Annotated in this window: 15 protein-coding genes; 2 read left to right on the plus strand and 13 right to left on the minus strand. The window is 32.7% G+C overall.

Going from position 1 to position 14,837, the window contains the following annotated elements; genetic code table 11:
* Nucleotides 1–96: 96 nt before the first annotated feature.
* Complete coding sequence (locus ACQY44_RS25370; RefSeq protein WP_428233058.1) at nucleotides 97–795, plus strand: sugar-binding protein; 699 nt, start codon at nucleotides 97–99, stop codon at nucleotides 793–795.
* 15 nt (nucleotides 796–810) lie between these two features.
* Here ACQY44_RS25370 and ACQY44_RS25375 read toward each other — a convergent pair whose 3' ends face one another.
* The 13 genes from ACQY44_RS25375 to ACQY44_RS25435 form a co-directional block, all read right to left on the minus strand.
* Nucleotides 811–1,419 carry a hypothetical protein gene (locus tag ACQY44_RS25375; RefSeq protein WP_428233059.1) on the minus strand — a complete coding sequence of 203 codons (609 nt, stop codon included), beginning with the start codon at nucleotides 1,417–1,419 and terminating at the stop codon, nucleotides 811–813.
* Nucleotides 1,420–1,553: 134 nt separating this feature from the next.
* A complete protein-coding gene (gene hisIE, locus ACQY44_RS25380; protein WP_428233060.1) occupies nucleotides 1,554–2,153 on the minus strand; it encodes a bifunctional phosphoribosyl-AMP cyclohydrolase/phosphoribosyl-ATP diphosphatase HisIE in 600 nt (199 codons plus the stop codon).
* Between the two features lie 112 nt (nucleotides 2,154–2,265).
* Nucleotides 2,266–3,021, minus strand: coding sequence for an imidazole glycerol phosphate synthase subunit HisF (hisF, locus tag ACQY44_RS25385; protein WP_428233061.1), 756 nt, complete (start codon nucleotides 3,019–3,021; stop codon nucleotides 2,266–2,268).
* A gap of 102 nt (nucleotides 3,022–3,123) precedes the next feature.
* The gene (locus tag ACQY44_RS25390; RefSeq protein WP_428233062.1) at nucleotides 3,124–3,435 is read right to left on the minus strand and encodes an NIPSNAP family protein; all 312 of its coding nucleotides are present in this window, start codon (nucleotides 3,433–3,435) and stop codon (nucleotides 3,124–3,126) included.
* Between the two features lie 72 nt (nucleotides 3,436–3,507).
* On the minus strand, nucleotides 3,508–4,251 hold the full coding sequence (gene hisA, locus ACQY44_RS25395) for a 1-(5-phosphoribosyl)-5-[(5-phosphoribosylamino)methylideneamino]imidazole-4-carboxamide isomerase (protein ID WP_428233063.1): 744 nt from the start codon (nucleotides 4,249–4,251) through the stop codon (nucleotides 3,508–3,510).
* Between the two features lie 126 nt (nucleotides 4,252–4,377).
* Nucleotides 4,378–4,971 (minus strand): imidazole glycerol phosphate synthase subunit HisH, encoded by a 594-nt coding sequence (gene hisH, locus ACQY44_RS25400; RefSeq protein ID WP_428233064.1) that lies wholly within the window; start codon nucleotides 4,969–4,971, stop codon nucleotides 4,378–4,380.
* 66 nt (nucleotides 4,972–5,037) lie between these two features.
* Nucleotides 5,038–6,174 (minus strand): bifunctional histidinol-phosphatase/imidazoleglycerol-phosphate dehydratase HisB, encoded by a 1,137-nt coding sequence (gene hisB / locus ACQY44_RS25405; protein ID WP_428233065.1) that lies wholly within the window; start codon nucleotides 6,172–6,174, stop codon nucleotides 5,038–5,040.
* A gap of 34 nt (nucleotides 6,175–6,208) precedes the next feature.
* Nucleotides 6,209–6,643 (minus strand): hypothetical protein, encoded by a 435-nt coding sequence (locus ACQY44_RS25410; RefSeq protein ID WP_428233066.1) that lies wholly within the window; start codon nucleotides 6,641–6,643, stop codon nucleotides 6,209–6,211.
* A gap of 4 nt (nucleotides 6,644–6,647) precedes the next feature.
* Nucleotides 6,648–7,706, minus strand: a complete 1,059-nt coding sequence (hisC, locus tag ACQY44_RS25415; RefSeq protein ID WP_428233067.1) for a histidinol-phosphate transaminase — start codon at nucleotides 7,704–7,706, stop codon at nucleotides 6,648–6,650.
* A gap of 78 nt (nucleotides 7,707–7,784) precedes the next feature.
* Nucleotides 7,785–9,077, minus strand: coding sequence for a histidinol dehydrogenase (gene hisD / locus ACQY44_RS25420; RefSeq protein ID WP_428233068.1), 1,293 nt, complete (start codon nucleotides 9,075–9,077; stop codon nucleotides 7,785–7,787).
* 217 nt (nucleotides 9,078–9,294) lie between these two features.
* Nucleotides 9,295–10,152, minus strand: coding sequence for an ATP phosphoribosyltransferase (hisG, locus tag ACQY44_RS25425; RefSeq protein ID WP_072963464.1), 858 nt, complete (start codon nucleotides 10,150–10,152; stop codon nucleotides 9,295–9,297).
* 313 nt (nucleotides 10,153–10,465) lie between these two features.
* Nucleotides 10,466–11,863: a HAMP domain-containing sensor histidine kinase gene (locus ACQY44_RS25430; protein WP_428233069.1), complete on the minus strand. Its 1,398-nt coding sequence runs from the start codon at nucleotides 11,861–11,863 to the stop codon at nucleotides 10,466–10,468.
* Nucleotides 11,864–12,529 (minus strand): response regulator transcription factor, encoded by a 666-nt coding sequence (locus tag ACQY44_RS25435; protein WP_428233070.1) that lies wholly within the window; start codon nucleotides 12,527–12,529, stop codon nucleotides 11,864–11,866. It abuts the gene before it with no gap.
* Nucleotides 12,530–12,730: 201 nt separating this feature from the next.
* Here ACQY44_RS25435 and ACQY44_RS25440 point away from each other — a divergent pair, with 201 nt between their 5' ends.
* Entirely contained in the window at nucleotides 12,731–14,821 is a 2,091-nt protein-coding gene (locus tag ACQY44_RS25440; RefSeq protein WP_428233071.1) for an LTA synthase family protein, read from the plus strand.
* The last annotated feature ends 16 nt before the right edge of the window (nucleotides 14,822–14,837 follow it).

Genomic DNA, 14,837 nt, shown 5'->3' on the forward strand with positions numbered 1-14,837 from the left:
GTTTTGAATGATTTTGTAATCCTGATTCGGAAAATTTAATGTTAAAATTCATTTATTCTTCTGTATTTTAGCTGATCAAATTCATTTATAATATTTATGAAAATTAATTCAATCACTACTGTCTTATGTCTCATGTATTCGATGACAAATTTTGCACAAACGATTCCTATCTATAAAACGACTGAAAAAATAACTATTGATGGGGATTTATCAGATTGGAAAAAACCTTTTCTAGGTTCCTTTGTGATTCATAATTCCGGAGAAAAAGCAATTCAAAATACCTTCGTTTCACTTTCGTGGAATGACGAAAACCTCTATATCGCCTATCATGCTGCCGATACTAAAATAGTAGGATCAGCTCAGAAAAAAGATTCCCCGATTTTTAGTACTGATGATTTAGTAGAAATTTTTATAGACCCCGACGGAGATGGACAGAATTATATAGAAATTGGAGTAAATGCTTTTTCTTCTAATTATGATCTGTTGCTCAAGTGCATTTCGCCCAATTGCGGTGGCTGGAATACTTCTATGGCTTTTGATATTACAGGATTGGAAACTGTAAGCAAAATAACTCCTGAAGGTTTTAATACTGAGATTAAAATTCCATTTTCCAGTTTAGAAGGGATTAAAAATGGTCATTTTTTCAAACCAAAAGCAGGAACAAAATGGAGAGGAAACACTTTTAGAATTGATTACGGTAATACAACTGAATATACTGCATTACAATATTATAAGAGTTTAAAATTTGGATTTCATCAGCCGGAAGAATTTGCGACTTTTGAATTTGTGGAGTAATGTTTATTTGATTGATTAATTGTTTAATTGGAACCTCGCCGGGACTTCGTTTACTATATAATCTCCAACTCCGTTATGTACTAAAAACTTAAAAGTCGGATTGTTTTCTGTCATTCTATAAATTTCAAAAATAGATTTATTAGAAATAAAATAAACATTCTGTAAAAATCGATCCTTTAAATCCCCACAAACATTAAAGGTTTCAATAAACATTGATACTCCTTTTTTAAAAACTATGGGATTAGAAAATTCTTTAGGAAGAAATATATTTATAAAAGCATCACTATCAATGTATATCTCTCCGGTACTCTCATTAACCGGAGTAAAAATACCATAAGACGTTTTTTCTAAAAACAAAATAAGTCTCTGACCGGCTTTTAATTCTTTAATCCTTGGGTCACATAACCATTCTTTCCAAATTAAAACTTTAATTTTTGACCCTGATTTTCCTTTTAGAAACTGACCTATCTCAAATTCGTATTCATTTTTTGAAACTTTAGAAATAGTTCCGTCTACAATTAAATCTGCTTTTGAAATAACAATTGAATACGGCAATTCACGTTTTTTAAATCCATAATTAAAAGAAGTATTTATAAGCAAGAGTAAACAAATATAAAATTTCATAGGCTTGATATTTTTTACCAAGATACTGTTTTTGTCAGACTGAGGCGAAGTCGAAGTCCCGCAAAGTAATTCAGCAAACGTGACTTCGACTTCGCCTCAGTCTGATAAGAGAAAATTAAAGACATTTCTAAAAACTATTTCTGACGTTTTTTCAAAACATCAACAACATCATTCAATTTAAAACCTTTTGCCTGTAGCAAAATCAAATAGTGAAACAATAAATCAGCACTTTCGCTTAAGAACAAATCATCGTTATCATCTTTGGCTTCAATTACTACTTCTACGGCTTCTTCCCCGACTTTTTGAGCAATTTTATTGATTCCTTTTTCGAATAAGGAAGCTACGTAACTTTTCTCAGAATCAGCATTTTCCCTTCTGATTTTGATGGTATTTTCTAAACCGGAAATAAAACCATAACTCTCTTTGTTTTCTTCCTGCCAACACGTATCAGCGCCTGTGTGACATGTTGGCCCTACAGGTTTTGCCTGAATTAAAAGCGTATCACCGTCACAATCATTCTTGATGTCTACCAGATTCAAAAAGTTACCACTCTCCTCTCCTTTTGTCCATAGTCTTTGTTTGGATCGGCTAAAAAAAGTTACTTTTTGTGTTTCTATAGTCTTTTGAAGTGATTCTTCGTTCATATATCCCAACATCAGAACATTTTTTGTTTCTGAATCCTGAATAATAGCCGGAATCAATCCGTGTGCGCTTTTTGTGAAATCTACTTTCATGTTGTATTTTATATTTTAGCCCCGATAGCTATCGGGATAGATTTTTGATTTGTTTTCTTTTATTTTTGATATTGCAATTGGCATTTAGGATTTAAAAATTGCGATTTAACTTTTAGATCCTTACCTCGATATCATTATTTCTTAATTCTTCTTTCAAAGCTTTAATTTCAATTTCTTTAAAATGAAAAACGCTTGCTGCCAAAGCGGCATCGGCTTTTCCTATTTTAAATGAATCTACAAAATGCTGAATATTTCCTGCGCCTCCGGAAGCAATAATCGGAATGTTAATCAATTCAGATAATTTAGCCAAAGCCTCATTGGCAAAACCATTTTTAGTTCCGTCATTATCCATTGAGGTAAATAGAATTTCTCCTGCGCCTCGTTCTGCGACTTCAACAGCCCAATCGAATAAATTCAATTTTGTTGGGACTTTTCCACCAACTAAATGCACGATCCATTGTCCCTCAATTTGTTTGGCATCAATAGCTACTACAACACATTGGCTTCCGAATTTCTGTGCCAAATCATTGATTAATTGTGGATTTTTGACTGCCGATGAATTGATCGAAACTTTATCAGCCCCATTATTCAATAGGATTTCAACATCTTCTACAGACGAAATTCCGCCACCAACGGTAAACGGAATATTGATTTTTTCAGCAACACTTCGCACCATATTGACTAACGTTTTACGACGTTCTTCAGTAGCCGAAATATCCAGAAAAACCAATTCATCAGCACCTTCTGCCGAATAAATTTCTGCCAGTTCCACCGGATCTCCTGCATCACGCAAGTCAACGAAATTAACCCCTTTTACGGTTCTTCCGTTTTTTATATCCAAACAAGGAATGATTCTTTTTGCTAACATTTTTTTTTTAATGTGTAAATTTGAGAATTAGATAATCAGATAATTTTGAACACAATGTAAAGAATTATCTAATTAACTAATTTTCTCATTATCTAATTCTTTCTACTCAAATACAGGACTTAAAAACGTTCTCTCATAACTTACGATACATCTGGTCTCTTCAGCAATTTTAAAAGCTTCTACGCACTCCTGATCGTCCTTTGAAAACATTTTTTTTCGGTAATTTTCATAATCTGTCAGACTTGGAAAAGAAAATAAAGCATACGCAACATTATTTGCCCCTTCCGAAGGCATAAAATAACCATGGTGCTGACCGCCTAAACGATTTACGATTTTAATCCATCTTTTACCATAATCTTCAAAAGCCTCTAATTGATAAGGATCTATAATGTATTTTAAATGACATGTTATCATAGCATGTGTTTTTAATGTTTAATTAGATAATTTTGAGCACAACTTACAGAATTATCTAATTGACTAATTATCTCATTTTCTAATTATATAATTCTCCAGTTGCTTCAAAGTAATTCTACCTTCGTAGATCGCTTTTCCAATAATTGTTCCTTCGCAACCCAAATGTGCCAATTTTGGCAATTCATCAAAAGTCGAAATTCCACCGGAAGCAATTAATTTAATCTCGGCTCCGCTCGATTTGACATTGCATTCTTTCAAAATTTTACCATACAAATCAAAACTTGGGCCTTCAAGCATTCCGTCTTTTGCAATATCCGTACAAATAACGTACTGAATTCCTTTAGTTTGATATTCCTGTATAAACGGAATCAAATCTTCGTCTGAATCTTCTAACCAGCCTGAAATGGCTACTTTTTCATCTTTGGCATCAGCACCCAGAATAATTTTTTCTGAGCCATACTCTGAAATCCATTTTTCAAAAATTAACCTGTTTTTTACTGCGATACTTCCACCTGTAATCTGACTTGCACCGCTTTCGAAAGCAATTCTTAAATCATCATCTGATTTTAAACCACCACCAAAATCAATTTGCAAACTTGTTTGAGTTGCGATTTGTTCCAGGATTTTATAATTGACAATTTTACTCGATTTTGCCCCGTCTAAATCTACTAAATGCAAATATTCGATTCCGTGTGCCTCGAATGATTTCGCTACTTCAAGTGGATTTTCGTTGTAAATTATTTTAGTATCGTAATCGCCTTTTGACAAACGAACACATTTTCCGTCGATGATATCTATAGCCGGTATTATTCTCATTTTTTTTAAATCTTAAAGTTAGAAAGTCTAAAGTCGCAAACTCTTTATTTTGATTGTTGATTAACGATTTTTGATTTCGGTTGATATTGTAATTGATTTTTGATATTGCTATTGGGATTTGGAATTTTAAAAATTGGCATTTAACTTTAAAAAATTGTCCAATATTTTCTCTCCTACAGCCCCGCTTTTTTCCGGATGGAACTGCGTTCCGTAAAAATTTCCTTTCTTCAAAGCGGATGCGTATTCTAATTCATAATTTGTCGTAGCAATAGACTCTTCACAATTTGGGGCATAAAAACTATGCACTAAATACATGAATTCATTCTCCGAAATCCCTTTAAACAAATCCGATTTTAAATCATAGATTTGATTCCATCCCATTTGTGGTACTTTTACTTTTGAGGTAAATTTAATCACATCTACATCAAAAATTCCCAAACCCTTCGTATTTCCTTCTTCAGACGAATTACACATCAATTGCATTCCGAGACAAATACCTAAAACAGGGTTTTTCAAAGTGGGAATCAAACTATCCAAGCCGCTTTCTTTCAGTTTTTTCATCGCCGAACTTGCTTCCCCAACTCCCGGAAAAATGACTTTATCTGCCGCTAAAATTTCTTCTGGATTATTACTCAAAACGGCTTTAAATCCCAGTCTTTCGATAGCAAACATAATACTCTGAATATTTCCTGCCCCGTAATTTATGATTACTAATTTCATTTGTTTTTATTTCAGGTTTCAAGTTTCAAGTTGCTACAGAACTGGAAACTTGAAACAATTTTTAACCTAAAGCATGCCTTTAGTCGAAGGCAAAATCATTTTCTCCGTATCTCTTTTTACAGCTACTTTTATGGCTTTTGCGAAAGCTTTAAAAATAGCTTCAATTTTGTGGTGTTCGTTTGTTCCTTCGGCTTTTATATTGATATTGGCTTTTGCACCGTCAGAGAATGACTTAAAGAAATGATAAAACATTTCTGTTGGCATTTTACCTACCATCTCACGTTTGAATTCGGTTTCCCAAACCAACCAGTTTCTTCCGCCAAAATCAATTGCTACTTGTGCCAGGCAATCGTCCATTGGCAAACAGAATCCGTAACGTTCAATCCCTAATTTATTACCTAGTGCTTTTGCAAAAACTTCACCCAAGGCAATGGCAGTGTCTTCAATCGTGTGATGTTCATCAACTTCTAAATCCCCTTTTACAAGAATTTCCAAATCCATTTGACCATGACGCGCAATCTGATCTAACATGTGATCAAAAAAAGCAATTCCGGTTTCAATTTTACTTTTTCCGATTCCGTCAAGGTTCAGGTCAATAAAAATATCTGTTTCGTTGGTTTTACGTGTAATCGAAGCCGAACGCGCTTCTAGTTTCAAAAACTCATAAATCTCCTTCCAACTCATCGTTTGAAGAATAATAGTATCGTCTAATTCTTCGCGCTTCGATGAAATTTCGTTGCTTCCAATTCCATCATTTTCATTTATAAAAATGGCTTTTGCGCCTAAGTTTTTTGCCAATTCCACATCCGTTAAACGATCTCCTAAAACAAACGAGTTGGCCAGATCATACTCCGGATTATCAATATATTTTGTCAACATTCCCGTTCTCGGTTTGCGTGTTGGTGCATTATCTTCCGGAAACGATCTGTCAATAAAAATATCATCAAACAAAACGCCTTCATTTTCAAAAGCTCTCAAAATAAAATTCTGCGTTGGCCAAAACGTATCTTCCGGAAAACTGTCCGTTCCTAAACCATCCTGATTGGTTACCATCGCTAATTCGTAATCTAATTCACTGGCAATTTTAGCCAGATAGTGAAAAGCTTTTGGATAAAATTCTACTTTCTCCAAAGCATCTAACTGATAATTTTCAGGTTCTAAAACAATCGTTCCGTCACGATCGATAAAAAGCACTTTTTTCATATTACATTCTTATATAAATAAATTCAGAATAAAATTACAGGCATTTTACATCTTCCTTCATTTTCTTTATTTTATTTTTTGCATCATCCTCTGTAATTTCTTTGCAATAAATTTTATAGCCTAAAATTCCATTGTCTAAAAAAAACTGAACATAAGTTATTTTGTTTTCTTCAACCTTAATTTCGCATTTTTCAACTTTTTCATTAATCTTTAATCCGCCAAACAAAACATAGCATTCGTGATTTCCTTCAAAAACTTCATGAATCGAGTATTTTTTATTACCTAATCTACAAACAAGTTCACCATCAATATATGTTTTAAAGGAAACTCCTGATCCAACAAAACCGCTAGACCTTAAAAAATACACTTTAGCTTTTTTTGGAATACGTAAACTATCTTGCGCTTTCAGTAAGGAAGTAATACTCAAAAAAAATATAATTAAAATTTTATTTAGTTTTATTATTCCCATTTTTTTAAATTTCCTGCTTATTTAATCTCAATAACACATCCATTAATTTATAATTTTCCTCCGGTATTCCAATCGTAAAACGCAGACAATTTTCGCATAAAGGCTGAGTTGTTCTGTTACGAATTACAATTCCTTTTTCAATTAACTGATCATATCTCTTATTGGCATCATCTACTTTTACTAAAACAAAATTAGCTTCAGTTGGATAAACTTTCACTACAAAACCAACTTCAAGTAAAACTTTAAGTAATTCTTCTCTTTGCTCAATAATAGAGACGATTTCTTTTTTTATTTTATCTGAATCATTTAAACGAACAATTGCTCTTTGCTGTGTTAATTCGTTTACATTATAAGGAGGCTTTATTTTGTTTAAAACTGAAATTACAGCTTCTGAAGCATAACAAATCCCCAAACGGATTCCGGCTAAACCATACGCTTTAGATAACGTTTGTGTAATGACCAAATTAGGATATTCATCGATTTCTGTCAGCCAGCTTTCCTTATCCGAAAAGTCAATATAAGCTTCATCAATTACTACTAAACCTTTAAAATTCTGAAGCAATTTTACCACGCCTTCGTCCGAAAAAGAATTACCGGTTGGATTGTTTGGCGAACATAAAAAGATAATTTTTGTATGATCATCAACAACATCTAAAATTTTATCAACATCTGGCTGAAAATCAGCAGAAAGCAAAACTTCTCTGTTTTCAACCGCATTAATATTCGCCAGAACACTATACATGCCGTATGTGGGCGGCAACGAAATAATATTATCTGTTTTGGGCTCACAGAAAGCTCTGAAAAGTAAATCCAAAACTTCATCACTCCCGTTCCCTAATAAAATCTGACTTGCCTTTACATTGTTATTCCTGGCTAAAATCGCTTTAACCGAATTTTGTTGCGGATCCGGATAACGGTTCACACCGTTTTGAAACGGATTTTCATTGGCATCCAAAAAAATCATTTTAGCGGTATCAAAATCTTCAAACTCATCACGTGCAGACGAGTACGGTTTTAATGTTTTTACGTTTTCACGTGTTATGTCATTTATATTAAAGTCCATTTTTTATTTTTATTTTTTAGAATTAAGGTGCAAGAGTATAGAAGCAAGATGACAGACTTTATCTTTATTCTATTCTCTTTATTCTATTCTCTTTATTCTCTCTAATCTCAGCGTTACAGCATTTTTATGCGCTTGTAAACCCTCGGCTTCAGCCATAATTTCAATCGCTTTTCCTATGTTTTGAATCCCTTTTTCAGAGATTTTCTGGAATGTCATTGATTTCATAAAGCTATCCAGATTTACTCCACTGTAATTTTTGGCATACCCGTTTGTTGGCAACGTGTGATTGGTTCCTGAAGCATAATCTCCAGCGCTTTCCGGAGTATAATTACCGATAAAAACCGAACCTGCATTCAAAACTCCGTTACAATAAAAATCATCAAATTCTGAACAAATAATAAAATGTTCCGGTCCGTACTCGTTGATTAAATCCAAAGCAATTTGATCACTCTTGACATAAATCAATTTTGAATTTTCGATTGCTTTTTTAGCAATTTCCTTCCTAGGCAGAGCTTCAACCTGAATTTGTACTTCTTTTTCTACTGCATCAATCAGTTTTTTAGACGTCGAAACTAAAATAACCTGACTGTCCGTTCCGTGTTCTGCCTGAGATAATAAATCCGAAGCTACAAAGGCAGGAACCGCTGTATCATCTGCTACAACCAATAATTCTGAAGGTCCGGCTGGCATATCAATTGCTACGCCAAATTGCGTTGCTAATTGTTTGGCTACCGTTACAAATTGATTTCCGGGTCCGAAAATCTTATATACTTTAGGGATCGATTTTGTGCCAAATGTCATTCCTGCAATTGCCTGGATTCCGCCTACTTTTAAAATCTTTGTAACACCACATAAATTTGCAGCATACAAAATCGCAGGATTTATTTTTCCTGTTTTATCCGGTGGTGAACATAAAACAATTTCTTTGCAGCCCGCAATTTCAGCAGGAACAGCCAACATTAAAACCGTTGAAAATAAAGGAGCAGTTCCACCCGGAATGTATAAACCTATTTTTTGAATCGGTCTTTTTTCCTGCCAACAATTCACTCCTTCTATAGTTTCAATAGAAATTCTTTCGGTTTTTTGTGCAGTGTGAAATTTTAAAATATTTTCTTTGGCTAACTGAATAGCGTCTTTTAATTCAGAAGAAATTGAATTAACGGCTTCCTGAATCTCTTCTGATGAAACCTCGTAATTCTCTAAAGCAATTCCATCGAAAATTGAAGTGTATTTTGCTACAGCTTCATCTCCTTTTTTCTGCACTTCTTTGAATATTTCTTTGACTGTAACTTCGATATCATCGATCGTTTTCGTTGGCCTTTTTAATATTTCTGACCAGGTATCTGGTTTTGGATTGTCTATTTTATTCATTGTGTATTGTTTTTAACCGCTAAACTTTATGTTTTCACCGTAAAGTTCGCAAGGTTTTTTTATCTATTCTTTGCCTTGAAAAACACAAAGTTCGCAAAGCTGTTGTCTATAATTATTTTAACACAGAGAACGTTAAGTTTTCTTTATATTCTTTGAACTTAAAATGACTGGCTGTTGCCGACGTTTGGAATTTGGAATTTAAAAAATTGGAATTTGATTACAAGACCATTTTCTCAATTGGGCAAACTAAAATTCCTTCGGCACCTGCTTCTTTTAGTTTATCGATTACGTCCCAAAAGGTATCTTTATCAATTACCGAATGAACACTGCTCCAACCTTCCTGTGCTAATGGTAAAACGGTTAAACTTCTTAAAACCGGTAAAATTTTTCCAATTTCATCAATTTTATCGTTTGGCACGTTCATTAAGATGTATTTTGAATTTCGTGCTCTTAAAACAGACTGAATTCTAAATTTTAAAGTATCTATGTGTTTTTGGATTTCAGGAGAAACTTTTGGAGAAACCGCAAGTACTGCTTCACTTTTCAGGATTACTTCTACTTCTCTTAAGTTATTCTTGAATAATGTGCTTCCGCTTGAAACAATATCAACGATTGCATCAGCAAGACCAATGTTTGGAGCGATTTCTACAGAACCTGAAATTTGGTGAATATCAACTGTTAATCCAAAAGAACTAAAGTATTCCTTTACCGTATTTGGATAAGAAGTAGCAACACGTAAACCTGCTAAATCCTGAATAGAATTGTATTCGAAGGTTTTAGGTACAGCAACAGAAACTTTGCATTTTGAAAATCCAAGTTTTTGAATGACTTCAATATGTTTTCCTTTTTCTACTAATAAATTATCTCCAACAATAGCCAGATCTACGACTCCGTCAATTAAATATTGTGGAATATCTGAATTTCTCAGGTATAAAACTTCTAAAGGAAAATTGGAAGCTTCGGCTTTTAACTGATCGTTTCCGTTATTGATCGAAATACCGCAATCCTTTAAGATTTGAATGCTGTCTTCGTTTAAACGACCTGATTTTTGAATTGCAATTTTTAACGTACTCATTTTTTTTTAGTTTTTCTTGGATTAATAGTTTGAGTACAAAGAATTGGAATTAAAAAACCCGTTTGATGTACTCAAACGGGTTTTAAAATATGATGATTTACATGCATACCATTAACACATCGCCTGAGAGCAATAATGAAAATGATGGTGATGTAATTGAATAGAAATCATGACTTGGTTTATTTTATAATTCTTTGATTCGGTTGCAAATATACTAGTTAATTTCATAAAAAAGCAATTTTTAATTTAACTTAACAACAGTTTATTGTTAAAAAAAAGCCGACGCCTCCATTTAATACACTTTTTAAATTTACTATAACGATTTCATATTTTCGTTAAAATTCAGTAAAACAGTTGTTCCTACTCCTATTTCACTCTCAATTTTAAACTTAATATGAAGCAATTCTGTGATTCTTTTTACAATTGACAAACCTAATCCATTTCCTTTGATTTCAGGATGATCCGTTGAATTTGATCTGAAGAAAGGATTAAATATAGCTTCTAAATCCTGTTTTGCTATTCCGATTCCGTTATCTGAAATTTTACAAATTATTTTTTCACTTTGTTTAGACAACAAAATACTTACTTCTCCTTGGGTATTACTATATTTAATCGCATTCGAGATAATATTCCTCAAAATTGTAATCACTAAGAAATTATCGGATTGGATGTAATAGTCTTCCTGAGCGTCAAATTTGATATTGATTTTACGGGTGTTTATTTTATCTGAATTTAGTTTCAGCACATCTAAAATGACAGCATTTAGATAAACTGACTCTGCCTTTATATTTTTTTTCTGATTTTCAAAACGTGCCATTAACAGCAATTGATCGACCAGTGTATTTAGGTGATCTACTTCTTTTATACAATAATTTATTTTCTCTTCATATTCCTTATTATCACGAGGTTTACGAATAAGAACTTCAAGAGTTCCTTTTATTACTGTAAGTGGCGTTCTTAACTCGTGGGAAGCATCTGAGGTAAATTGTTTTTCACGTTCGATTGCATCTTCAATTCGGTTCAGTAAATTGTTTATCGTTTTAGAAAGTATGTGTAATTCATCCCTGGTTTTGGGCAATGGGATACGGGTTTTCAAATTATCTTTTGTGATAATCTTTGAGGTATTGATTATTGCGTTTATCGGTTTTATACTTCGTCCTGCAAAAAATCTGGCGACAAAAAACAACAATAATAAAATACCTAAAAAGGACAGGCACATGATGTCAAACAAATTATTCAGTACCATTTTTGAATCTGCCAAAGACATTGCCACAAGTACATATCCTATCTTTTTCCCTTTCAGATGAAGAGGTACTTGTATCTGCCTGATCGCGTGATCCCCCATTCTTGTATCAAATAACTCAAAATCTTCTACGGAATCATTAAACTGTAATGTTTCTGTTTTAAGGTTAGGCGCTTTTTCAATAATCTTTTTATTCAGATCCAGAAACTCTACAAACACAGGGTTTACGTCGACTGTATTGTGTTCCCGCTCGTTCCATTCTTCTTCATCAATAAGAATTACCTTTCCTCCTTCTTCCTTGATTTCATCTAAATGATTTTGAATTTCGACATGAATATTGTCATCAATATGACTATAAACAGTATGTTTTACAATAGAATAAATAACTGAAAATACCACTAAAATCAACAATCCCGTGGTGATAATATAATTTAAAGCTATTCTGTTTTTAAAGGAAAGTTGTAACATCTATAAATCGTTAGCGATATAGCCAATACCGCGAATTGTTTTGATATAATCTTCTTCAATTTTTAAATTGAGTTTTTTTCTGATCGCATTCATAAAAACGTCAATTACACCAGTGTCATATTCAAAATTAATCTCCCAGACATCTCTTAAAATTTGATTTCGGGTGCACACTTTTCCTTTGTTCTGAATTAGATATTTCAACAATTCAAATTCTCTCTGCGTAAGGGCTACTTCTTCATCATTTTTTATAACAATATGTTTTGACAAATCAATTTTAATCGTTCCCAGTGTGAGGGTTTCTGATTTTTTTTTATTTCTAAAATGAATTTTTATACGTTCAACCAATTCTTCAAAACTAAAAGGCTTTTTGATGTAATCATTTGCCCCGGCCTTTAATCCTTCAATCGTTTCCTGAACGGTATCTTTGGCTGTTAAAAAAATAATAGGGGTTGTCTGATCCTTTATCCTAATCGCTTTACATAAATCTAAACCATTGATTTTAGGAAGCATCCAATCGAGTAAAATTAAATCAAATCGCTGATCCTGAATTAATTCAAAACCTTTAGAACCATCATTTGCAGTAGTAACCTGATAGCCTTCTTCCTGCAAACCCTGTTGCAAAAACTGAATTATACCTAACTCGTCCTCAACTATTAAAATGTGCATTTAATTATGTAATTTAGATGAAAAATTCTTTTTTTGATGGTCAAAGATAAAAATTTTGACTTCAGAAATTACTTAAAACCACTATAATAAGGCAAATAAAATCATCTTAAGCGAATATTAAGACAAAGTTAAGTAATGTGAAAGTAGAACTTAATCCAGAACTAATTTATAAGGATTATTTTTGCTTAAAAAAATAACTCTATGAATTTTTACAAGAAATTATCTCCATTTTATAATCTTGCTTTGTTCTACTTCGCCGTAAGCTTTGTATTACGAATTGTTTTATTTTTTCACCCGATAACACAAAGCTCATTTACAATTCTTGAGAGCCTTAAAATCTTTGTGCTTGGACTTATTTCTGATTTTTTTGTTTTTATAGTGGCGAGTATATTTTTGTATTTGTATTTGATTTTTATTTCAAATTGTAAATACAATAAGCCGTACGGTTATATCATTTTAGGCTTGTTTATTTCTTTGTTTCTTTATATCGCTTCCGGAAAAACTATTCTGGATGAATACGGCGGTGCACTACCGAAAATTGTTTTGATATTTATCGGGATTAAAACGGCACTTTTTGCCCTTTTACTTTTTCTTCCAAAGCTAAGGGACAAAATCAGATATTGGTTATTTGCTTTCGTGATCTTCTTATATGTTTTATTAATTCTGCAAAATGGCTTAAGTGAGTATTTCTTTTGGAATGAATTTGGGGTTAAATACAACTTTATAGCTGTAAATTATTTAATTTATACCAATGAAGTTATCGGGAACATTATGCAATCTTATCCTGTTATTCCTTTATTTTCTGCTTTATTTATAATAACTGGAATCTTTACTTATTTTATTGTAAAAAGATCCAGAAACTACATAGAGAATGTTCCGTCTTTAATAGAAAAAATAAAAATTAGTGGCATTTATATTATTTTGTTTGCTGCTTCTCTCGTTGCAATACCTACTTTAGCAAAAACCGAAAACTCTAAAAATGTCTTTGTTAATGAATTACAAGCAAATGGGCTGTATAAATTTTACCTGGCTTTTCAAAATAATAAACTCGATTATTTTAAGTTTTACAAAACGCTTCCAGACGAAAAAGCTTTTGAACTTCTAAAACAACAATTACCATCGATTTCCGGAGCAACTACACAACGAACTATTACAAGTGATTCTCTGGAAAACCATAAAAATGTAGTGCTTATTACGATTGAGAGTTACAGTGCTGAATTCATTAAAATGTATGGAAATAAGCAAAACATTACGCCTTTTTTAGATAGTCTGGCACAAAAAAGTTTGCTATTTACCAACCTATATGCCGCAGGAAACAGAACTGTTCGCGGACTTGAGGCGGTAACGTTATGCCTGCCGCCTACGCCTGGTGAAAGTGTCTTAAAAAGAGAGGACAACAAAAATAAGTTTTCGACAGGAGCTGTTTTCAAACAAAAAGGTTACAATGTAAAATTTATGTATGGCGGAGATGCTTTCTTCGATAATATGCAGGATTTCTATTCCGGAAATGGCTATGAAATTGTAGACAAATCGAGTTTTTCTCCTGAAGAAATCACTTTTGAAAATGTTTGGGGAGTGTGTGACGAAGACATGTACAACAAAGCGATTAAGGTTATGAATGCTGAAGTAAAAGAGAACAAACCGTTCTTTAACCATATTATGACAGTAAGTAATCACAGGCCTTTTACATATCCAAACAATAAAATTGATATTCCGGGTGATATTAAATCTCGTGATGGTGGTGTAAAATATACCGATTATTCTTTGCGAAAATTCTTTGAAATGGCGAGCAAACAACCTTGGTTCAAGAATACAGTTTTTGTAATTGTTGCGGATCATTGTGCTTCAAGTGCCGGAAAAACAGAACTTCCTTTAGATAAATACAGAATTCCGGCTTTTATTTATGATCCAACCGCTAAACCAAAACAGTACAATCAGGTAATGTCACAAATTGATCTAATGCCTACTCTTTTTGGGTTATTACATTTTAATTATGAAAGCAAATTTTTTGGTCAGGATGTTTTAAAACCGGATTATAAACCAAGAGCTTTTATCGCTACTTATCAGGATTTAGGCTTAATAAAAGATAATGTTTTGACTATTTTATCACCTAAACAACAAGTCAAACAATTTGATTTGCAAATAAATACAAAACCTGGAATTACTCCGGAATATCAAATTGATTATAACGAAATCCCGATGAAAACCCAAAGAACAGATTTGGTTAATGAGACAATTTCTTTTTATCAAACGGCTTCGGATATGCTGAAACATAAGAAATATCAGAAGTAAGCCTACTTAAAATTGA

The sequence above is a fragment of the Flavobacterium sp. genome (genome assembly GCF_965277525.1).
In the GTDB taxonomy this organism is placed as follows: domain Bacteria; phylum Bacteroidota; class Bacteroidia; order Flavobacteriales; family Flavobacteriaceae; genus Flavobacterium.

Bases quoted from the DNA above. Each gene is read 5' to 3' on its own strand.
- ACQY44_RS25370 (WP_428233058.1), top strand. From the start codon at position 97: ATGAAAATTAATTCAATCACTACTGTCTTATGTCTCATGTATTCGATG.
- ACQY44_RS25375 (WP_428233059.1), bottom strand. From the start codon at position 1,419: ATGAAATTTTATATTTGTTTACTCTTGCTTATAAATACTTCTTTTAAT.
- hisIE (WP_428233060.1), bottom strand. From the start codon at position 2,153: ATGAAAGTAGATTTCACAAAAAGCGCACACGGATTGATTCCGGCTATT.
- hisF (WP_428233061.1), bottom strand. From the start codon at position 3,021: ATGTTAGCAAAAAGAATCATTCCTTGTTTGGATATAAAAAACGGAAGA.
- ACQY44_RS25390 (WP_428233062.1), bottom strand. From the start codon at position 3,435: ATGATAACATGTCATTTAAAATACATTATAGATCCTTATCAATTAGAG.
- hisA (WP_428233063.1), bottom strand. From the start codon at position 4,251: ATGAGAATAATACCGGCTATAGATATCATCGACGGAAAATGTGTTCGT.
- hisH (WP_428233064.1), bottom strand. From the start codon at position 4,971: ATGAAATTAGTAATCATAAATTACGGGGCAGGAAATATTCAGAGTATT.
- hisB (WP_428233065.1), bottom strand. From the start codon at position 6,174: ATGAAAAAAGTGCTTTTTATCGATCGTGACGGAACGATTGTTTTAGAA.
- ACQY44_RS25410 (WP_428233066.1), bottom strand. From the start codon at position 6,643: ATGGGAATAATAAAACTAAATAAAATTTTAATTATATTTTTTTTGAGT.
- hisC (WP_428233067.1), bottom strand. From the start codon at position 7,706: ATGGACTTTAATATAAATGACATAACACGTGAAAACGTAAAAACATTA.
- hisD (WP_428233068.1), bottom strand. From the start codon at position 9,077: ATGAATAAAATAGACAATCCAAAACCAGATACCTGGTCAGAAATATTA.
- hisG (WP_072963464.1), bottom strand. From the start codon at position 10,152: ATGAGTACGTTAAAAATTGCAATTCAAAAATCAGGTCGTTTAAACGAA.
- ACQY44_RS25430 (WP_428233069.1), bottom strand. From the start codon at position 11,863: ATGTTACAACTTTCCTTTAAAAACAGAATAGCTTTAAATTATATTATC.
- ACQY44_RS25435 (WP_428233070.1), bottom strand. From the start codon at position 12,529: ATGCACATTTTAATAGTTGAGGACGAGTTAGGTATAATTCAGTTTTTG.
- ACQY44_RS25440 (WP_428233071.1), top strand. From the start codon at position 12,731: ATGAATTTTTACAAGAAATTATCTCCATTTTATAATCTTGCTTTGTTC.